The sequence below is a fragment of the Roseovarius sp. genome, from assembly GCF_030373445.1.
In the GTDB taxonomy this organism is placed as follows: domain Bacteria; phylum Pseudomonadota; class Alphaproteobacteria; order Rhodobacterales; family Rhodobacteraceae; genus Roseovarius.
The window spans coordinates 76,506-95,321 of record NZ_JAUCYU010000012.1; the positions used below are offsets into that span (position 1 = coordinate 76,506).

Annotated in this window: 17 protein-coding genes; 10 read left to right on the plus strand and 7 right to left on the minus strand. The window is 66.1% G+C overall.

Going from position 1 to position 18,816, the window contains the following annotated elements:
* The first annotated feature begins 227 nt into the window (after window positions 1–227).
* Window positions 228–2,126 carry an acyl-CoA synthetase gene (locus QUV18_RS19380; RefSeq protein WP_300895740.1) on the plus strand — a complete coding sequence of 633 codons (1,899 nt, stop codon included), beginning with the start codon at window positions 228–230 and terminating at the stop codon, window positions 2,124–2,126.
* On the opposite strand, the gene QUV18_RS19385 is transcribed toward QUV18_RS19380, so the two are convergent.
* Entirely contained in the window at window positions 2,123–2,716 is a 594-nt protein-coding gene (locus QUV18_RS19385; protein ID WP_300895741.1) for a TetR/AcrR family transcriptional regulator, read from the minus strand. The genes QUV18_RS19380 and QUV18_RS19385 overlap by 4 nt on opposite strands.
* A 163-nt stretch (window positions 2,717–2,879) precedes the next feature.
* Here QUV18_RS19385 and QUV18_RS19390 point away from each other — a divergent pair, with 163 nt between their 5' ends.
* The 3 genes from QUV18_RS19390 (at window position 2,880) to QUV18_RS19400 (ending at window position 5,168) form a co-directional block, all read left to right on the plus strand.
* Window positions 2,880–3,368 (plus strand): anthrone oxygenase family protein, encoded by a 489-nt coding sequence (locus QUV18_RS19390; protein WP_300895742.1) that lies wholly within the window; start codon window positions 2,880–2,882, stop codon window positions 3,366–3,368.
* Between the two features lie 111 nt (window positions 3,369–3,479).
* Window positions 3,480–4,241 carry an SDR family oxidoreductase gene (locus QUV18_RS19395; RefSeq protein WP_300895743.1) on the plus strand — a complete coding sequence of 254 codons (762 nt, stop codon included), beginning with the start codon at window positions 3,480–3,482 and terminating at the stop codon, window positions 4,239–4,241.
* 111 nt (window positions 4,242–4,352) lie between these two features.
* On the plus strand, window positions 4,353–5,168 hold the full coding sequence (locus tag QUV18_RS19400; RefSeq protein ID WP_300895744.1) for a hypothetical protein: 816 nt from the start codon (window positions 4,353–4,355) through the stop codon (window positions 5,166–5,168).
* 85 nt (window positions 5,169–5,253) lie between these two features.
* On the opposite strand, the gene QUV18_RS19405 is transcribed toward QUV18_RS19400, so the two are convergent.
* Window positions 5,254–6,900, minus strand: coding sequence for a 2-isopropylmalate synthase (locus tag QUV18_RS19405; RefSeq protein WP_300895745.1), 1,647 nt, complete (start codon window positions 6,898–6,900; stop codon window positions 5,254–5,256).
* Between the two features lie 261 nt (window positions 6,901–7,161).
* Between QUV18_RS19405 and QUV18_RS19410 the strand changes: the two genes are divergently transcribed.
* Entirely contained in the window at window positions 7,162–7,827 is a 666-nt protein-coding gene (locus QUV18_RS19410) for an SDR family NAD(P)-dependent oxidoreductase (RefSeq protein WP_300895746.1), read from the plus strand.
* Window positions 7,821–9,347, plus strand: coding sequence for a cryptochrome/photolyase family protein (locus QUV18_RS19415; protein WP_300895747.1), 1,527 nt, complete (start codon window positions 7,821–7,823; stop codon window positions 9,345–9,347). The genes QUV18_RS19410 and QUV18_RS19415 overlap by 7 nt, the downstream gene beginning before the upstream one ends.
* A 128-nt stretch (window positions 9,348–9,475) precedes the next feature.
* Here QUV18_RS19415 and QUV18_RS19420 read toward each other — a convergent pair whose 3' ends face one another.
* Window positions 9,476–10,957: a 2-isopropylmalate synthase gene (locus tag QUV18_RS19420; protein WP_300895748.1), complete on the minus strand. Its 1,482-nt coding sequence runs from the start codon at window positions 10,955–10,957 to the stop codon at window positions 9,476–9,478.
* Window positions 10,958–11,114: 157 nt separating this feature from the next.
* Between QUV18_RS19420 and QUV18_RS19425 the strand changes: the two genes are divergently transcribed.
* Window positions 11,115–12,773, plus strand: coding sequence for an NAD+ synthase (locus QUV18_RS19425; RefSeq protein WP_300895749.1), 1,659 nt, complete (start codon window positions 11,115–11,117; stop codon window positions 12,771–12,773).
* Between the two features lie 18 nt (window positions 12,774–12,791).
* Here QUV18_RS19425 and QUV18_RS19430 read toward each other — a convergent pair whose 3' ends face one another.
* The gene (locus QUV18_RS19430) at window positions 12,792–12,983 is read right to left on the minus strand and encodes a hypothetical protein (RefSeq protein ID WP_300895750.1); all 192 of its coding nucleotides are present in this window, start codon (window positions 12,981–12,983) and stop codon (window positions 12,792–12,794) included.
* A gap of 142 nt (window positions 12,984–13,125) precedes the next feature.
* A complete protein-coding gene (locus QUV18_RS19435; RefSeq protein ID WP_300895751.1) occupies window positions 13,126–13,521 on the minus strand; it encodes a metallopeptidase family protein in 396 nt (131 codons plus the stop codon).
* 131 nt (window positions 13,522–13,652) lie between these two features.
* Here QUV18_RS19435 and QUV18_RS19440 point away from each other — a divergent pair, with 131 nt between their 5' ends.
* Entirely contained in the window at window positions 13,653–14,987 is a 1,335-nt protein-coding gene (locus QUV18_RS19440) for an MFS transporter (protein WP_300895752.1), read from the plus strand.
* Window positions 14,988–15,046: 59 nt separating this feature from the next.
* The gene (gene gltX, locus QUV18_RS19445) at window positions 15,047–16,372 is read left to right on the plus strand and encodes a glutamate--tRNA ligase (protein WP_300895753.1); all 1,326 of its coding nucleotides are present in this window, start codon (window positions 15,047–15,049) and stop codon (window positions 16,370–16,372) included.
* Here the strand turns inward: gltX and QUV18_RS19450 are convergent.
* Both QUV18_RS19450 and QUV18_RS19455 read right to left on the minus strand, forming a co-directional pair.
* Entirely contained in the window at window positions 16,356–17,636 is a 1,281-nt protein-coding gene (locus QUV18_RS19450) for a DUF2254 domain-containing protein (protein WP_300895754.1), read from the minus strand. The genes gltX and QUV18_RS19450 overlap by 17 nt on opposite strands.
* A 36-nt stretch (window positions 17,637–17,672) precedes the next feature.
* A complete protein-coding gene (locus QUV18_RS19455) occupies window positions 17,673–18,287 on the minus strand; it encodes a gamma-glutamylcyclotransferase family protein (protein ID WP_300895755.1) in 615 nt (204 codons plus the stop codon).
* 60 nt (window positions 18,288–18,347) lie between these two features.
* On the opposite strand from QUV18_RS19455, the gene QUV18_RS19460 reads away from it, so the two are divergent.
* Complete coding sequence (locus QUV18_RS19460) at window positions 18,348–18,800, plus strand: Rrf2 family transcriptional regulator (RefSeq protein WP_300895756.1); 453 nt, start codon at window positions 18,348–18,350, stop codon at window positions 18,798–18,800.
* Window positions 18,801–18,816: the final 16 nt, after the last annotated feature.

Consider the following 18,816-nt stretch of genomic DNA (forward strand, 5'->3'; position numbering starts at 1 on the left):
CCTCCCTCGGGTTTCCGACTGAATTTCTGGGTCTTCTGGTCGTATGTCCGACCAAATTAGTCAAGTCAATTCGGTCCGGCGCCGGGAGCCGCCCCGCCGGAGTGCGCCGATCGGCGGGGAAACGCAGCGTAAAACTTGCACCGCAGGCCAAAGACTTTCATGCTGTTCCGACGGGAGAAATGACGGCGGACCCCATCGGATGACCGCCGCGAAGGGAGGAGACGGCAATGAGTTTTGCCACGCGTCAGGATGTTCTCGACATTCAGAACGAGATGCCGTGGGAGGAGCGGGACCGGCCGGAAACGCTGTACCAGATGCTGCAGCAGGTGGCCGAGGCCTTTCCCGACCGCCCGGCCATCAGCTACCAGCTCTTTTCCGGCGCGACCGACCCGGCGCAGACGCTGACATGGCGGGAGTTTCACGAGCAGGTGTGCCAGGCGGCGAACCTCTTCCGCTCGCTCAAGGTGGAGGAGGGCGACGTGGTGGCCCTGATCCTGCCCAACTGCCTGGAGACCGCGACGGCGATGGTGGGGGCCATGGTGGCTGGCATCGCCAGCCCGATCAACCCGCTGCTCGAGCCCGAGAATATCGGCGCCATCCTGCGCGAGACCAACGCCAAGGTCGTGGTGACGCTGAAATCCTTCCCGAAGACGGATATCGCCCAGAAGACCGCCGAGGCGGTGCGCCATGCGCGGCAGGTGCACACGATCCTCGAGATTGACCTGAACGCCTATCTCCGCCCGCCGAAAAGCTGGATCGTGCCCTTTCTGCGGCCGAAGATGACCGGCAAGCACCATGCCGATATCAAGGATTTCGTGACCGAGGCCGGGCGGCAGAACACCACGCTCGATTTCGCCGATTCCGCGGGCGACCGGGTGGGCGCCTATTTCCATACCGGCGGCACGACGGGTATGCCCAAGGTGGCGCAGCACCGGTATTCGGGGATGGTTTACAATGGCTGGCTGGGCGATCAGCTCTTGTTCTCGGAAGAGGATAACATCATGTGCCCGCTGCCGCTGTTCCACGTGTTCGCGACGCACGTGATCCTGATGGCGATGATCAAGTCGGGGGCGCACGTGGTCTTCCCGACGCCCGCCGGCTATCGCGGCGACGGGGTGTTCGACAATTTCTGGAAGCTGTGCGAGCGGTGGAAGATCACGTTCGTGATCACCGTGCCGACCGCGGTGTCGGCGCTGATGCAGCGCAAGGTGGATGCGGACCTGTCGACGGTGAAGAACGCGTTCTCCGGCTCGGCTCCGATGCCGCTGGAGCTGTTCAAGCGGTTCGAATCGGCCACCGGCATGGCGGTGATCGAGGGCTACGGCCTGACCGAGGCCACCTGTCTTGTGGCCGTCAACCCGCCCACGGGGGAGAAGAAGGTGGGCTCGGTCGGCTGCCCGCTGCCCTATACGGATGTGCGGATCTACAATGCTGGGAACGCCGAGGACCCGGTGGAGGCGGCGACCGACGAGGTGGGCGAGATCTGCATCTCGAACCCCGGCGTTTACCCGGGGCACACCTATACCGACGCGACGAAGAACGCGAACCTGTACTATTACGACAAGTACCTGCGGACCGGTGACCTGGGCCGGATCGATGCCGACGGGTACCTGTGGATCACGGGCCGGGCGAAGGACCTGATCATCCGGGGCGGGCACAATATCGACCCGGCCGAGATCGAGGAGGCGCTGATGGCGCATTCCGAGGTGGCGATGGCGGGCGCGATCGGCCAGCCGGATGCCTATTCGGGGGAGATCCCCTGCGCCTATGTCGAGCTGGTCGAGGGCGGGAGTGTGAGCGGCGAGGAGCTGGTGGAGTATTGCAAGACCCATGTCCACGAGCGCGCCGCGCAACCGAAGTTCATCGAGGTTCTGCCGGAGCTGCCGAAGACGGCGGTGGGCAAGGTGTTCAAGCCTGACCTGCGCAAGCGGGCCATCACCCGCGTCTACAATGCCGAGCTCGAGAAGGAAGGGCTGGGCGCGCGGGTGGTGAACGTGATCGACTCGAAGAAGCAGGGGCTGGTGGCGCAGATCGAGAAGACCGGCGAGGTCGACGAGGCGAAACTGAGAGAGGTGCTTGGCCGGTTCACGCGGCCCTGGGAGTGGGCGGACCAGGCCAAGGACTAATCCGCCCCCGCCACGAGTGCGCGGCGCGCCATTGACAGCACCGTGGCCGTGTAGCGCGCCTGGTCCCAGCCGCATCTGACGACCAGCGATTCCCATGTCTGGAGGCTCAGGAGCGTCCAGAGAAGATCGGTCGCTTCCGTTTCCGAATAATCCGAAGAGAGGGTGCCGTCGCGGGCCAGTGCCGCCACGGCGGCCTCGCAGCCTTCGCGCATGTCCTGCATCCGTTCAAACCAGGCGCGGGCGGCGTCCTCGTCTGTCTCGGACATGACGATCAGGGTCTTGGCGATGCCGTAGATCTTCGGCACGTAGGCCGACCAGGCGGCGACAAAGGCCTCGAGCCGGGCCTCTCCGGTGGTGGCGGCGCGGCTTGGGGCCAGCTTCTCCTGCACGCGATAGACCTCGTCCATGTACTTGGTCGTGGCGACGAACAGCTCTGTCCGGTTGGGGAAATGCAGGTAGAGCGCCTGTCGGCTGATCCCGGCCTTCTTCGCGATATCCGACATGCGGGCGGCCACGCCGGGGCTCGATTCCAGCAATTCCCACGCGGCCTTGAGGATGCGGGTGCGGGTTGGATTCTTCTCGCTTGACACAATGTAAACTCCTGTCTATTGACACGGTGTCAATTTACACAGTGTCAAGTCAATAGGAGATCGAAAATGGCATGGAAGAATTTCACCTGGTTGGCCTGTCGGATGGCAGGCAGTTTGGTGGTCGCGCGCGGTATTTCGCATATGAACAAGGGAGTTGGGTTCGATGTCTGAAACCGTTGTCCTGATCGCCTTCGGGTCGGTCGCGCTGGTCATGGCGCTGGTGTCCGGCGTCTTTCTCGGGTTTTCCGATTTCATCATGCGGTCGCTGCGGGTCAGCTCGCCCCGGGCCGGGATCGAAGCGATGCAGCAGATCAATCGGGAGGTTCTGTCGTCGGCATTCGTCTTTTCGCTGCTGGCCCTGGCCCCGGTGTCGCTGGGGCTGATCGGGTACGCGTGGTTCGCGCTGGGCGGGCCTGAGCAGGGGTGGTTCATCGCGGGCGGGGCGATTTACGTGGTGGGCACGTTCCTGGTGACGCTTTTCGGCAACGTGCCGATGAACCGGCGGCTGGACGCGATGGCGGTGGAGGGACCGGAGACGGAGGCTTACTGGGCGCAATATGCCGTCGCGTGGACGCGGTGGAACCATGTGCGCACCGCGGCCTCGGCGGTGGCGGCGGCGGCCTTGCTGGTGGGGTGTGCGATCTACGCCTGAGGACTTTTCGGAAAGCGCAGGATCCGGGTCATGGCCTCGCATGATCCGGGTCGAGCGGTGGCGGGGGCGCGGCCATGGTGGCGCCCGCGACATCTGAAAAGGAGTGTACCCATGTTGCTGAAGGACAAGATCATCATCGTTACCGGCGCCTCGAGCGGGATCGGGGCGGCGGCGGCGCTGAAGCTTGCGGAGCAGGGCGCGAAGCTGGTGCTGGGCGCCCGGAGAGAGGCCGAGCTGCGGCAGATCGAGGGGCAGATCATCCAGTCGAACGGGGCCGCCGTGGCGGTGCCGGGGGACGTGTGCGATGCCGGGTACGCGGACGCGTTGGTCGCCATGGCGACTGAGCGGTTCGGAGGGCTGGACGGGGCGTTCAACAATGCCGGGATCCTCGGGAGCGGCGCGATGGTGGCCGAGACGGCTCCCGCGGAATGGGACGAGGTGCTGGCGACCAACCTGACCGCCAGTTACCACGCCGCACGGGCCCAGATCCCGGCGCTGCGGGCGCGGGGCGGGGGATCGCTGGTCTTCACCGGGTCGTTCATCGGCCACACCGCGACCCTGCCGGGGATGGGGGCCTATGCGGCCTCGAAAGCCGGGCTGGTCGGGCTCATGCAGGCGATCGCCGTGGAACACGGGGCGGAGGGGATCCGGGCCAACGTGCTGATGCCCGGCGGCACGCTGACCGCAATCGCGATGGATGCAGCGACGAACCCGGAGACGGCGGCGTTCATTTCCGGGCTGCACGCGCTGAAGCGGATGGCGGAGCCGGAGGAGATCGCCGACGCGGCGTTGTTCCTGCTGTCGGACATGGCGAGTTTCGTGACCGGCTCGGCCATGCTGGCGGACGGGGGGAACTCGATCTGCAAGATGTGAGTGCAGGTCGGAAAAAGAAGTCGGCACGATCTGTGCCGGCTTTGGCCTATGGGAGGATTGCTGTAGAAATACAGGCATGAAAGGCAGGGCCCATGTCGATCGGTCATGGCAATGAGTGATGTCGAGCGGGCGGTCGTCCGCCTTCTCCAGGGCGTGTCCATCGACGACACCGTGATCCGCCGGGATGCCTGGCGGCGCCTGGTCGATGCCGGGCCGGAGGCCGTGCCGCATGTGCGGGCGAAGCTCGACTCGGCGGCGTGGGGCGAGCGGCCGAAGGGGCCGTCGCACCTGTATCTGGGCGTGCTTCTGTCGTTGCTTCATGAGCTCGATGTGTCTGCCTTTCGGGCAGAGATCGGGCGGTTGCGATCAGTTCGGTTGCATGACCGGTATCTGCGCATCGTGGATTTCATGGCGAAGATGAGAGATGCACCGCCGGTGCTGCATTTGGCGGACGGGACGCCGGTTTTCGTGGCTGAGGAGGTCGAGGACCGGGGGCGGATTGCCGGGTATGTTGCCCGGTGGGCTCGGACACCGGGTATGGAGCTTGGCGATGTCTCGCGGATCGACGTGATCGGATGGTCGGGAGACATGGAGTATGTCGGTCTCTACCGGATCTGCGAGTCGGCCATCGTGCTGACCTGGCCCGCCAGGCGGGCACGGGGGATGCTGCGGTGGTGGCGGCGGATCGAGGCGGAGCATACGTTCTATCACGAGGTGGGGCACCATGTGTGCGGGCATCTTGAGAGCGGGCAGGCGCCGGAGCAGGAACGCGAGGCGGATGACTTCGCGCGATGGACCATGTACGCGGCGCATCCTTGGTTCTTCAGAACGGTGAAAACCCTGCTTCTTCCATTCAAACCGATTGTCCACCTTTGGATGCGACTACGCCGTCGGCGAATAAAGGCGGTGCCGCAAAACCCTGAGTGAAGCTTGGGGAGATGATCGGCGGACATGGAAAAACGCCGCCAGCGGGGCTGACGGCGTTTGACGTTTCCGGTTCTGCTTGAGGAGGTTACGAGACATCCTTGTAGCTGATCTCGCGCTTGTCCTCGCCGGTCTTGCCGCGGCGGACGAGCAGGCGGTTGAGCGCGTGCACATAGGCCTTGGCGGAGGCGAGGACGGTATCGGTGTCGGCCGACTGGCCCGTGGCGATGTTGCCCTCTTCCTCGAGCCGGACGGAGACGGTGGCCTGGGCGTCGGTGCCCTCGGTCACCGCGCTGACCTGGTAGAGCGAGAGCCGCGCGTCGTTGGGGTGCAGCTCGCGGACCGCCTTGAAGGTGGCGTCGACCGGGCCGTCGCCCGACTGGGTGGCCGTCTTCTCCTCGCCGTCGACGGACATGACCAGCTTGGCCTCGGCCGGGCCGCCGGTGCCGCAGACCACGCGCAGGGACTTGATGACAAGACGATCCTTTGCCTCGTCCTCGCCTGCGGCGACGAGGGCGACGAGGTCTTCGTCATAGACCTCCTTCTTGCGGTCGGCGAGATCCTTGAAGCGGAAGAACACGTCGTCGAGCTGGTTGGCGCCCAGTTCGAACCCGAGATCCTTGAGCTTGGCGCGGAGCGCGGCGCGGCCGGAGTGCTTGCCCATGACGATATTGGTCTCGGCGAGGCCCACATCGGCCGGGCGCATGATTTCGAACGTCTCGGCGTTCTTGAGCATGCCGTCCTGGTGGATGCCGGATTCGTGGGCGAAGGCGTTCTTGCCGACGATGGCCTTGTTGTACTGGACATTGAAGCCCGAGACCGTGGCGACGCGGCGGCTGATATGCATGATCTTGGTGCTGTCGACGCCGGTGTAGTACGGCATGATGTCGTTGCGCACCTTGAGCGCCATCACCACCTCTTCCAGCGCGGTGTTTCCGGCGCGCTCGCCGAGGCCGTTGATGGTGCATTCGATCTGCCGCGCCCCGCCCGCGACGGCGGCCAGCGAGTTGGCCGTGGCCATGCCGAGGTCGTTATGGCAGTGGGTGGCGAAGACCACCTCTTCGGCGCCCGGCACCTCGGCGATCAGGCGGCGGATGAGGTCGGCGGATTCGACCGGCGCGGTGTAGCCCACGGTATCGGGGATGTTGATGGTGGTCGCCCCGGCCTTGATGGCGATCTCGACCACGCGGGCGAGGTAATCCCACTCGGTGCGGGTGGCATCCATCGGAGACCATTGCACGTTGTCGCAGAGGTTGCGCGCGTGGGTCACGGTTTCATGGATGCGGTCGGCCATTTCGTCCTGCGTGAGGTTGGGGATGGCGCGGTGCAGCGGCGAGGTGCCGATGAAGGTGTGAATGCGCGGGCGCTCGGCGTGCTTGACCGCCTCCCAGCAGCGGTCGATATCCTTGATGTTGGCGCGGGCAAGGCCGCAGATCACCGAGTTCTTCGCGTTCTTCGCGATCTCGCTCACCGCGCGGAAATCGCCCTCGGAGGCGATGGGAAAGCCCGCCTCGATGATGTCGACGCCCATCTCGTCGAGCAGCCCGGCAATCTCGAGCTTTTCGTCATGCGTCATGGTAGCGCCGGGGGATTGTTCGCCGTCGCGAAGGGTCGTGTCGAAGATTACCACGCGGTCCTTGTTCGCCTGCGGCGAAACGCGGTCATTGTCCGTCTGCGGCGGAACGCGGTCCTTGTTCGCGTCTGGCGAAACACGGTCTTTGTCAGCGTTTGTCATGTCTGGTCTCGTTTTGTTGTCCTAAGCCTGGTGGCGCGAAGAAGGCGTATCCTCTGAGCGGTCGCGCCGGCTCACGGCACGCTCAGAGGCGGCTTAGGAGCAGCAGGACGGGAAGGCAAGCCGCGCGGGGGCGGGTGGCCTTGGGCGTGATATGGTCCTGCATCATCATGGGGCGAAGTATAGGGATGGTGCGCGGGCTTGAAAACCCCCGGATTTCACGGGTCGCTTGATACCGGGCGCGGGCGCTTTAGGTCCGCTTGCATGGAAACGGCATTGGTGATCGGGGCGTCGGGCGGGATCGGCTCGGCTGTGTGCGCGGCGCTGGAAGCGCGGGGCGTGGCGGTGACGGGGCTGTCGCGGTCGGCGGACGGGCTGGACGTGACCGACGAGGGGTCGGTCGCGCGGGTGCTGGGCGGGCTTGCGGGGCCGTTTGACCTGGTCTTCGTGGCGACAGGGGCGCTGGAGCTTGACGGGCGCGGGCCGGAGAAATCGCTGAAACACCTGGAGGCCGAGGCGATGGTGGCGCAGTTCCGGTTGAATTGCGTGGGGCCGTCTATGGTGCTGAAGCATTCGGTGAGGTTGCTGCCGCGGGACGGGCGGGCGGTGTTCGCGGCGCTGTCGGCACGGGTCGGGTCGATCGGGGATAACGGGTTCGGCGGCTGGTACAGCTACCGGACGGCGAAGGCGGCGCTGAACCAGATGATCCATACCGGCGCGATCGAGCTGGGGCGGACGCACAAGGGCGCGATCTGCGTGGCGCTGCATCCGGGTACGGTGGAGACGGCGTTGACCGCAGATTACGCGAAGGGCCATCCGACCGTGCCGGCGGAAGAGGCGGCGGCGAACTTGTTGTCGGTGATCAACGGGCTGGTGCCGGAGGATACGGGGCAGTTCTTTGACTGGCAGGGAGAGCGTGTGCCGTGGTGAAGCTGGTACTGGTGCTGGGCGATCAACTGTCGGACGGGGTGGCGGCGCTGAAGGCGGCGGACAAGTCCGAGGATATCGTGGTGATGGCGGAGGTGGGCGACGAGACCGGCTACGTGCCGCACCATCCGAAGAAGATCGCGCTGGTGCTGTCGGCGATGCGGCATTTCGCGGCGCATCTGGAGGACGAGGGCTGGACCGTCGCCTATACCAAGCTCAATGACCCGGATGCCACGAAATCCATCGTGGGTGAGCTGATGCGGCGGGGGCAGGAGCACGACACCAGCGAGGTGATCGCGACCAGCCCGGGCGAATGGCGGCTGGTGGAGGCGCTGGAAAACGCGCCGCTGAAGATGACGGTGCTGCCCGACGACCGGTTCGTGGCGAGCCTCGACGAGTTCAACGACTGGGCCGAGGGGCGCAAGGACCTCAGGATGGAGTATTTCTACCGCGAGATGCGGCGGAAGACGGGGTTCTTGATGGATGGCGACAAGCCCGAGGGCGGCAAGTGGAATTACGACCATGACAACCGCAAACCGGCCTCGGACGACATGCTGCGGGCCAAGCCCATGCAATTCACGCCGGACGAGGTTACAGAGGAGGTGCTGGACCTGGTCGAGACCCGGTTCGGGAAGAATTTCGGGGAACTGCGGCCGTTTCATTTCGCCGTGACACGGGGGCAGGCGCTGCGGGCGCTCGACCATTTCGCCAAGGAATTGCTGCCGGAATTCGGGCCCTACCAGGATGCGATGCTGGTGGGGGACAAGTACCTGAACCATTCGCTTCTGAGCGCATATCTGAATATCGGCCTGCTGGATCCTGTGGAAATCTGCACCCGCGTGGAAGAGGAATGGAAAGCCGGGCGGGTGCCGCTCAACTCGGCGGAGGGGTATATAAGGCAGGTGATCGGCTGGCGGGAATACGTGCGCGGGCTCTATTTCCGGGAGGGGCCGGATTATGCCGCGCGCAACGGGCTGAAGCATGACCGCGCCCTGCCGCCGCTCTACTGGGGGGCGGAGACGAAGATGGCCTGCCTCGAGGCGGCGGTGGCGCAGACGCGGGACGAGGCCTATGCCCACCACATCCAGCGGCTGATGGTGACCGGCAATTTCGCCCTGCTGGCCGGTGTGGACCCGAACGAAGTGCATGAATGGTACCTGTCGGTCTATTTCGATGCCTTCGAATGGGTCGAGGCGCCCAACACGGTGGGGATGAGCCAGTTTGCCGATGGCGGGATCATCGCGTCGAAGCCTTACGTGAGCTCGGGCAATTACATCGACCGGATGTCGGATTACTGCGGCACCTGCGCCTATTCGGTGAAGAAGAAGACCGGCGAGGGGGCGTGCCCGTTCAACCTGCTCTACTGGCATTTCCTGGTGCGGCACCGGGAGCGGTTCAAGGGCAATCCGCGCATGGCGCAGATGTACCGGACATGGGACAGGATGGAGAAGGCGAAGCGCGATACGGTGATAAAGGACGCGGAGGCGTTCCTGAAAAAGCTCGACGCCGGGGAGGCTGTCTGAGGATCGGGAGCCTCCGGCGGGGATATTTGGGGCCAGAAGAAGCGGCAGGGCGCGCCATGCTTCTTCTGGCCGGAAATATCCCGGGGAGCTTGAGGGGCTGGCCCCTCAATCCGGAGGGATGAACCGGGCTATTCGGTGGATTGAGGCTCGTCCGCGCCGTCTTCGGTGGGCTGGGCGTCCTGGGTGGCGGCCTCCTGCGTCGTGGAGTCCTCGGTGACCGTTTCGGTCAGCGCGCCGTCGAGCCATTCGCCGCTGGCCTCCTCGCCGCTGGCATAGCGCATGGTGCCCTCGCCCTGGCGCTTGCCGCGCAGGAAGGTGCCTTCGTAGACATCGCCATTGGTGTAGGTGGCGACGCCCTGGCCGGAGATTTCGCCCTCCTGCCATTCGCCTTCGTAGGTGAAGCCGTCGGGCATGACGATCTTGCCCTGGCCGTGGCGCTGACCGTCGGCGAACTGGCCTTCGTAGACCGTGCCGTCGGGATAGGTGGCGGTGCCCTGACCGTGGCGCTGGCCGTCCTGCCATTCGCCCTCGTAGCGGTAGCCGTCGGCATAGGTCATGACACCGGTGCCGTGGTTGCGGGCGTTCTCGAACTCGCCCTCGTAGACCAGCCCGTTGGGATAGGTCGCCTTGCCGGTGCCGTCGATCACGCCGCCGGTCCACTCGCCCTCGTAGGTCGAGCCGTCGGGATAGGTGATCTTGCCCATGCCGTTGGCGAGGTCGTCGCGGAACTCGCCCACGTAGACCGAGCCGTCGGGGTAGGTGACGGTCCCCTCGCCGGAGATCTTGCCGGCCACCCAGTTGCCCTCGTAGCGGTAGCCGTCGGTGCCGGTGAAGGTGCCCTGGCCGTGGCGGCGGTCTTCGGCGAATTCGCCTTCGTAGATATCGCCGTTGTTGTAGACCACGCGGCCCGTGCCCTCGCGCCGGCCGCGGACGAGGTCGCCCTCGTAGATGTCGCCGTTGGGCTGGGTGAGCTTGCCCTTGCCGTCGATCTGGCCGTCTTTCCAGCGGCCCGCGTAGATCAGCCCGTCGGGCATCGAAAGCGTGCCTTCGCCCTCGCGCGCGCCGTTGACGACCTGGCCCTCGTAAACCGCGCCGTCAGGGTACGTGATCTTGGCCATGCCTTCCTTGACGCCGTCAACCCATTCGCCGTCGTAGACATAGCCGCCGGGGCTTTCCATCCGGCCGCGGCCGTGGTGCATGGCATTGCGGAACTCGCCATCATAGCGGACGCCGTTGGCATAGACCGCCACGCCGCGCCCCGTGATCTTGCCGTCGAGCCATTCGCCCTCGTAGGTGCCCTCGTCGGCGAAGATGATCTTGCCCACGCCGTGGGGCTTGCCGCGCAGGAACTGCCCCTCGTAGACCGAGCCGTTGGGGAAGCGCGCGGTGCCCTGACCGCGGATCTCGCCCTCGACCCATTCGCCGGAATATTCATAGCCGTTGGGGAGCGTATAGGTGCCGGTGCCGTGCTGGAGCCCGTCCTTGAACGTGCCCTCGTAGATGCCGCCATCCTCGTATTGCTTGGTCTGCACCTCGCCATCCTGCGCGAGGGCGGCGCCGGCGGTGCCGGCGGCTGCGAATACGAGTAATCTGGTCAGCGTTCTGCTCATGTCTGCCTCTGTTGCCCCGGCCTGCGCCCCTGCAGGTGGCCCAAATCTAGTGGACCGGGCTTATGGTGACAACGGGTTTTGGTCAAATCGCCTTTCCCTCGCGGTGTCATCTGCTAAATCAGGCGGGGACGACCGGCAAGGGAAGGGCCCGCGCATCATGACCGACAGGTTTCGCCTGACACTGGCACAGCTCAATGCGACGGTAGGCGATCTGGCGGGCAATGCCGCGCTGGCGCGCGAGGCGTGGGAAGAGGGCCGCAAGGCCGGTGCGCAGATGGTTGCGCTGCCCGAGATGTTCATCACCGGCTACAACACGCAGGACCTGGTGATGAAGCCGGCCTTTCACCAGGCGGCGATTGCCGAGATCGAGAAGCTGGCCGCCGATTGCGCCGACGGCCCGGCGCTGGCCATCGGTGGCCCGGCGCTGGAAGGGGCGGGGCTCTACAACGCCTATTACATCCTGAAGGGCGGCGAGATCACCGCGCGGGTGCTTAAGCATCACCTGCCCAACGAGACGGTGTTCGACGAGGTGCGGATCTACGAGTCCGGCCCGGTCGGCGGGCCTTACGTGGTCGATGACGTGCGCATCGGCAGCCCGATCTGCGAGGACAGCTGGTACGAGGATGTCTCGGAGACGCTGGCCGAGACGGGGGCGGAGTTCCTGTTGGTGCCCAATGGCTCGCCCTATTACTGCGGCAAGCTGGATACCCGGATCAACCTGATGGTGTCGCGGGTGGTCGAGACCGGCTTGCCGCTGATCTACCTGAACCTTGTCGGCGCACAGGACGACCAGGTTTTCGACGGGGGGACCTTCGTGCTGAACCCCGGCGGCGAGCTGATGGTGCAGATGCCGCTGATGGAGGAGGCGATCTCGCACGTCGATTTCGTGCGCACCGAGGAGGGCTGGCGCGCCGAGCCGGGAGAGCTGGCGCATATCCCCGAGGGGTTCGAGCAGGATTACCACGCGATGGTGCTGTCGCTGCGGGATTACCTTCGCAAGACCGGGTTCAGGAAGGTGCTGCTGGGCCTGTCGGGCGGGATCGACAGCGCGATCGTGGCGACCGTGGCGGTCGATGCGCTGGGCCCCGAGAACGTGCGCTGCGTGATGCTGCCGTCGGAATATACCTCGCAGGCCTCGCTGGACGATGCCAAGGCGGTGGCCGAGAACCTGGGCTGCCGGTATGATTTCGTGCCGATTTCCGAGGGGCGGGCGGCGATCACCAACACGCTGGCGCCGCTGTTCGAGGGGCTGGAGCCGGACGTGACCGAGGAGAACATCCAGTCGCGGCTGCGCGGCCTGCTGCTGATGGCGATGTCGAACAAGTTCGGGGAAATGCTGCTGACCACCGGCAACAAGTCGGAAGTGGCGGTGGGCTATGCCACGATCTACGGCGACATGGCAGGCGGGTACAACCCGATCAAGGACATGTACAAGACGCGGGTGTTCGACATCTGCCGCTGGCGCAATGCCAACCACCGGGCGTGGATGAAGGGGCCCGGGGGCGAGGTCATTCCGCAGAACATCATCCAGAAGCCGCCCTCGGCCGAGCTGCGCGAGGATCAGAAGGACAGCGATTCGCTGCCCGATTACCCGGTGCTGGACGGCATCCTGAAGATCCTCGTCGATCAGGACGGGTCGGTTTCCGATTGCGTGGCGGCCGGGTATGACCGCGCGGATGCGAAGAAGGTGGAGCACCTGCTTTACATCTCGGAATACAAGCGGTTCCAGTCGGCGCCCGGGACAAGATTGTCGAAGCGGGCGTTCTGGCTGGACCGGCGCTATCCAATCGTCAACCGCTGGCGCGACGGCAGCTAGGCGGCCGGGCGTCAGGCGTCAGTTGTCGTCGTCGCCGCATTTGCCGTTCTTGCAGCCATCCTTTTCGTCGCCGGGATCGCGGCCTCCGCCACTGGCGCGGGCCTGCTGCGCGGTGATCGCGACGGCCATGGCCGAGGCGGGCACACCCAGCAGGGTGCCGAGAATGACGTTGCGCCGAGAGACGAGGGACGTCCGTTCATCGAGTTTCATCTGGTTATCCTCCCCTGAAGCGGATGCGCCAGAATACTCCAAAACGGGATTTCGGGCAAATTGGCGCTCCCGGACGGCGCGGTGAGGGCAGGTTTCGCGTGGTTTCGGGGGGCGGTTTGCCGGGCCTTGCCCGGACCGGCGCTCACTCCCACCACCTGTCGATCGTGGCGATATCGTCGTCGGACCAGCCGAAATGGTGGGCGAATTCGTGGATGGTGACGTGGGCCACGAGGTCCTCGATCTCCACATCGCCCCGGTCGCGCCATTCGGCGAGGATGGGTTCGCGGAAGAGCCAGACACTGTCGGGGCCAAGCGGCTGGTGGATGACCGATTTCTCGGTCATCGGGATGCCGTCATAAAGGCCGGTCAGCTCCAGCGGGTCGGCCATGCCGAGATCGTCGAGCATCCAGCGTTCGGGCCAGTCGACGACGCGCAGCGCCACCTCCTTGGCAGCCGGCTGGAAGCCGTCGGGAAGGTCGGCGATGGCGGCGCGGGCCATCTCCTCGATCTGGGCAAGGCTGGGGTCGGGGCGTGACATGCCCCTGATATGCGGGGTGGGGCACCGGAATGGAAGGGGCCTGTCGCGCGGGCGGGTGACAGGCGGGCCGGGCGCGCGTTAATTTGCTGGTGAGTGGGCGCTTTCGGGGCGCGGAAAAGATCGTTTGAGGCATGCTGGGACTGTTCGCCAACCGCACCTATGCCGCGCTGTTTTCGGCGCAGGTCATTGCGCTTCTGGGCACCGGGCTGATGACCGTGGCGCTGGGGTTGCTGGCCTATGACCTGGCCGGGGCGGATGCGGGCGTGGTCCTGGGGCTCGCGCTGACGATCAAGATGGTGTGCTATGTCGTGCTGTCGCCGGTGGCGCAGGCGGTGGCGCAGAAGCTGCCGCGCAAACCGGTGCTGGTGGGGGCCGATCTTGTGCGGGTCGGGGTGGCGCTGTGCCTGCCCTTCGTGAGCGAGGTGTGGCAGATCTACGGTCTGATCTTCGTGCTGCAATCGGCCTCGGCCACGTTCACGCCGGCGTATCAGGCCACGTTGCCGGATTTGTTGCCGGACGAGGGCGATTATACGCGGGCGCTGTCGCTGTCGCGGCTGGCCTATGATCTCGAGAACCTGACGAGCCCGGCGCTCGCGGCGCTGTTGCTGACGGTGACGGGGTATTCCGCGCTATTTGCCGGGACGGCGGTGGGGTTTGCGGGGTCGGCGGTTTTGATCGGGATGGCGGCGGTGCCGGCGCTTGACCCCGCCTCAGGCGCCCGGCCGTTTCGCGAGCGGCTGACGCGGGGGGCAAGGATTTACCTCGCGACGCCACGGTTGCGGGGGTTGCTGGCGCTGAACCTTGCGGCCTGTTCTGCGGGGGCGTTCGTGCTGGTCAACACGGTTGTGCTGGTGCGCGGACAGATGGGCGGGCGCGAGTCGGACCTTGCCATTGCGATGGCGGCCTTCGGGGCGGGCTCGATGGCGGCGGCGCTGATGCTGCCGCGGCTGCTGGAGCAGGGGAATGACCGGCGGGTGATGATCTCGGGGGCGACCGGGGCGGCGGCGTTGTGCGTGGGTCTTGGCGCTTGGATCGCGATGGCCGGGTTGCCGGGCTGGGGGGTGTTTCTGGCGCTCTGGGCGGTGATCGGGTTCTGTTACGCGTCGATCCTGACGCCCTCGGGGCGGCTGCTGCGCAGTTCGGCCCATGCGGAGGACCGGCCGGCGGTCTTTGCCGCGCAGTTCGCGCTGAGCCATGCCGGGTGGCTGGTGACCTATCCGCTGGCGGGCTGGGCCGGCAAGGCCCTGGGCATGGGGGCGGCGCTGGCGCTTCTGGGCGGGCTGGCGTTGCTGGGCGTGGTGGCGGCGCGGCTGGTGTGGCCGGCGGGGCTGGGCCGGGTGGTGGAGCACGAGCATCCAAACCTGCCGCCGGATCATCCGCATTTGCGGGCGCATCAGGGCAGGCGGCGGCACAAGCATGTTTTCGTCATCGATGACGAGCATCGGGCGTGGCCGACGCAGGGGTGAACTGGACAAAGCGCGCGACCTGTGACATTGCCCGCTGCGACCATCCGGAGCATGACCCAATGACCACCACCCGTTTCGCCCCGTCGCCCACCGGTTACATCCACGTGGGCAACCTGCGCACCGCGCTGATGAATTTCCTGATCGCGCGCAAGGCCGGGGGCACCTTCATCCTGCGGATCGACGACACCGACCCGGAGCGGTCGAAGGAAGAATATGTCGACGCCATCAAGGAAGACCTCGAATGGCTGGGCCTGACATGGGACCGGGTCGAGCGCCAGTCGGAGCGGCTGGACCGTTACGCCGAAGCCGCCGACCGGCTGCGCGAGATGGGCCGGTTCTACGAGGCGTTCGAGACGCCGACCGAGCTGGACCTGAAGCGGAAGAAGCAGCTCAACATGGGGCGGCCGCCGGTCTATGACCGGGCGGCGCTGTCGCTGTCGGACGAGGAGAAGGACAGGCTGCGGGCCGAGCGGGGCGATGGCGTGTGGCGGTTCAAGCTGGATCACGAGCGGATCGAGTGGGAGGACGGTATCCTCGGCCCGGTGTCGATCGACGCGGCCAGCGTGTCGGACCCGGTGCTGATCCGGGGCGACGGGCAGGTTCTGTATACCATGGCCTCGGTCGTCGATGACACCGAGATGGGTGTGACCCATGTCGTGCGCGGGTCGGACCACGTGACCAACACGGCGACGCAGATCCAGATCATCGAGGCGCTGGGCGGCAACGTGCCGTCGTTCGCGCACCACTCGCTGTTGACCGGGCCGATGGGCGAGTCGCTGTCGAAGCGGCTGGGCACGCTGAGCCTGCGCGACCTGCGGGCGCAGGGGGTGGAGCCGATGGCGCTTTTGTCGCTGATGGCGCGGCTGGGCTCGGCGGATCCGGTTGAGCTTCGCGGTAGCGTGGACGAGCTGGTCGAGGGGTTCGACATCTCGCGTTTCGGGGCGGCGCCGACGAAATTCGATGCCAATGACCTGTTCCCGCTGAGTGCACGGATCCTGCACAATCGGCCGTTTTCGGACGTGAAGGCCGAGATCGCCGCGCTGGGGGTGCCGGACGACCAGGCCGAGCGGTTCTGGGAGGTCACGCGCGAGAATGTCTCGACGATCAAGGATCTGGGCCCGTGGTGGGTGATGTTCCGCGACGGGGCCGAGCCCGATATCGCCGAGGAGGACCGGGAGTTCGTGGCCGAGGCGATGGCGCTGCTTCCGGAAGGGCCGCATGACGGCGAGACCTGGGGCAAGTGGACGGCCGAGGTGAAGGAGAAGACCGGGCGCAAGGGCAAGGGGCTGTTCATGCCGCTGCGCAAGGCGCTGACCGGTCAGAGCCACGGGCCGGACATGAGCCAGGTTCTGCCGCTGCTTCAGACGATCAAGGCGAAGCGCTAGCGCCGAAGGCGTCGTCGTAGGTTTCCCTGATCCGTTCGCGTTCCCATTCGATGGCCAGCGCGGCCTGTCCGTAGTCGAACGTATGCTTTGCCCAGTCGCGGGCGGCCCGGGCCATGCGGTCGTTGCCGGCATCCTGAAGGGCGTCGAGCGCGTGAAGCACGCGGCGCTGGACCTCGAGATGCCCGGCGCCGTCACGGGCGACCCCGGCGAAGGCGAACTCGACAAGGCTTTCGGGCGAAACCTCGGTGACGAAGATGCGGGAATAGGCCGGCGTGGCGTCGTTGCGCGGCGTGGTGGCCCATTCCCAGAGCAGGCGCTCCTGCCGTCCGACCACGTCGATGGCGGTGCCGGGGTCGTTGATGCCGGGTGACAGCGCGCGCGAGGCGACCTCGGACAGGACCAGCAGGCCATAGGTGGCGTCCTGTTCGAAGGTGCGGAACTCGCCGATGGTCAGCCCACCCTGCACCTGTTCGATCCTGGGCTCGTCGAGCCCTGCCACGTGGCCCACGGTCTGCCCCTTGAGCACGAAGGTGCCGGGCGGGGTGGTGAACCAGACGCGGGCGGCTTCGCCCGGCAGGCAATCGTCGATATGGGGCAGGTTGACGACCTGGATGTAACCCGATCGGGGCGCGGGAAGCGGCTTGGCGTCGGGCGGGATCACCGTGTCGCTGGTCAGCGGTGTCGCGGTCAGGGCCGGGCTTTGCCGCGTGGTCATCAGGCTGACGCGCGCTTCCTCGTCGGTCTTGCGCAGGGTGGCATCCATGCTGCCGAGATCGCTGAGGCGGTCGATCCAGCGCAGCATGGCGAGGATCACCAGCACCACCACCAGCACGGTCATCCCCATGAGGATCACCGCCGAGCCCTCGGCATGCAGACCGGCCTGCACGAGGATGATGGAACTCAGCGAATAGACGAAGGCGCCGATGAAGGTGGCGAGCGCCGTGTGAGTGACGGTGTCGTTGAGCAGGATGCGGTGGGCGCGGGGCGTGGCCTGGGCCGCGGCGGCGTGGTGGGCGGTGACCATCACGTTGAGGGAGAAGGTGCTGACCGCCAGCATGCCCGAGGCGAGGATCTTCAGCACGGGCATCACCGCGCCGGTGCCGAACCGCTGGCGCAGGGCTTCGGGCAGGATGGTCTCGAACGCCATCGCCAGCCCCGAGGCCAGCAGCGCCAGCACCGAGATCAGCGCCACCCGGATCCAGAGGCTGCGGACGAAGCGGAGGATCTTGAGCGCGGTCCCCGAGACGATCGCCGATCTTTTCATGAAGGTTTCCTTTTTCCGTCTTCGCAGCCTAGGCGCCTAGCGGGTCAAAAGGCGAACCTTTCTTTCGGCCAGCATGTCATCGACAAGGGCGCGCTCGTGCTCGTTGAGCGTGCGGTGGCGGGGGTAGACCGGATCGGCCCGGTCGTTGAGCACCGGGGCGTCCCATCCATCCGTCGTGTCGAAGAACCGCTGCACCCCCTGTTCGCCGAATTCGCGCAGGTAGCCCTGCACGACCACATCCAGATAACTCAGCAGCACCGGGCAGGTTTCATCCGGCGCGCCGTGCTTGCCCTCGGGGATGGTGTAGACGGCGATCTCGGGGCGGTGGGCGAGGCTGTGGGTGATCTGCCCGTGTGCAGCGATGCGGTCATAGGCGCCCTCGCGCTCGTCGAGCGCGGCCCAGTCGGCGGCGGGGACCGGGGCGATCAGCCCGTCGATCTCGGCCACGGGGTCGGGGATGACGGTGAGATAGGCGACCGGGCGGATGACGGTGTGCCGCCAAGCCCGCCGCCAACCCTTCAGGCGGGCCAGCTCGGCGTTCCGGAAATGATGGGTGTCGCGGTTCACGAGGCTGCCGTAGCCGAAGAAATACGCCTCGGGCAGGTCGGGGGCAGAAGTTGTATCTGCCGTGTATGTTTTGATCTGTGTCATGGTACGCCTCTTTATCTGCCTGCAATGTTCCCGGACATCAAGCCGGGGAGGGCATCGGGCATGCGTGTCACGAAACGAACCAACATCGCGTTCCGCGTTCTCATGTTCTGCGGTGTCCATGCCGGCCGGCTGGTGACCAAGGCGGAGATCGCCGAGCGCTGCAACACCTCCGAAAGCCACCTGGCACAGGTGATCAACCGGCTGGCGCAGCTGGGTTACCTGCACACGCAGCGCGGCCGGGCCGGGGGCATCACGCTGGCGCGGCCAATGGGCGAGATCGAGGTGGGCGGGGTGTTCCGCGACCTCGAGGCGCAGGCGCCGCTGGTGGAATGCTTTGCCGATATCGACAACACCTGCCCACTTGTCGAGGCGTGCCGCCTGCGCGAGGCGATGGCCGATGCGGCGGAGGCGTTCTATGCCCATCTCGACCGGTTGACGCTGGATGACCTGATCTGCGAGAACGTGGCGCTGGCCGATATCCTGCGCCCGCTCCCCTGCGCGAAGCGGGCTTGAAACGACTCGTCCCGTA

What these genes read in the sequence shown, in the direction of transcription:
- QUV18_RS19380 (WP_300895740.1), top strand. Translation starts at nt 228, where the DNA reads ATGAGTTTTGCCACGCGTCAGGATGTTCTCGACATTCAGAACGAGATG.
- QUV18_RS19390 (WP_300895742.1), top strand. Translation starts at nt 2,880, where the DNA reads ATGTCTGAAACCGTTGTCCTGATCGCCTTCGGGTCGGTCGCGCTGGTC.
- QUV18_RS19395 (WP_300895743.1), top strand. Translation starts at nt 3,480, where the DNA reads ATGTTGCTGAAGGACAAGATCATCATCGTTACCGGCGCCTCGAGCGGG.
- QUV18_RS19400 (WP_300895744.1), top strand. Translation starts at nt 4,353, where the DNA reads ATGAGTGATGTCGAGCGGGCGGTCGTCCGCCTTCTCCAGGGCGTGTCC.
- QUV18_RS19405 (WP_300895745.1), bottom strand. Translation starts at nt 6,900, where the DNA reads ATGACAAACGCTGACAAAGACCGTGTTTCGCCAGACGCGAACAAGGAC.
- QUV18_RS19410 (WP_300895746.1), top strand. Translation starts at nt 7,162, where the DNA reads ATGGAAACGGCATTGGTGATCGGGGCGTCGGGCGGGATCGGCTCGGCT.
- QUV18_RS19420 (WP_300895748.1), bottom strand. Translation starts at nt 10,957, where the DNA reads ATGAGCAGAACGCTGACCAGATTACTCGTATTCGCAGCCGCCGGCACC.
- QUV18_RS19425 (WP_300895749.1), top strand. Translation starts at nt 11,115, where the DNA reads ATGACCGACAGGTTTCGCCTGACACTGGCACAGCTCAATGCGACGGTA.
- QUV18_RS19430 (WP_300895750.1), bottom strand. Translation starts at nt 12,983, where the DNA reads ATGAAACTCGATGAACGGACGTCCCTCGTCTCTCGGCGCAACGTCATT.
- QUV18_RS19435 (WP_300895751.1), bottom strand. Translation starts at nt 13,521, where the DNA reads ATGTCACGCCCCGACCCCAGCCTTGCCCAGATCGAGGAGATGGCCCGC.
- QUV18_RS19440 (WP_300895752.1), top strand. Translation starts at nt 13,653, where the DNA reads ATGCTGGGACTGTTCGCCAACCGCACCTATGCCGCGCTGTTTTCGGCG.
- gltX (WP_300895753.1), top strand. Translation starts at nt 15,047, where the DNA reads ATGACCACCACCCGTTTCGCCCCGTCGCCCACCGGTTACATCCACGTG.
- QUV18_RS19450 (WP_300895754.1), bottom strand. Translation starts at nt 17,636, where the DNA reads ATGAAAAGATCGGCGATCGTCTCGGGGACCGCGCTCAAGATCCTCCGC.
- QUV18_RS19455 (WP_300895755.1), bottom strand. Translation starts at nt 18,287, where the DNA reads ATGACACAGATCAAAACATACACGGCAGATACAACTTCTGCCCCCGAC.
- QUV18_RS19460 (WP_300895756.1), top strand. Translation starts at nt 18,348, where the DNA reads ATGCGTGTCACGAAACGAACCAACATCGCGTTCCGCGTTCTCATGTTC.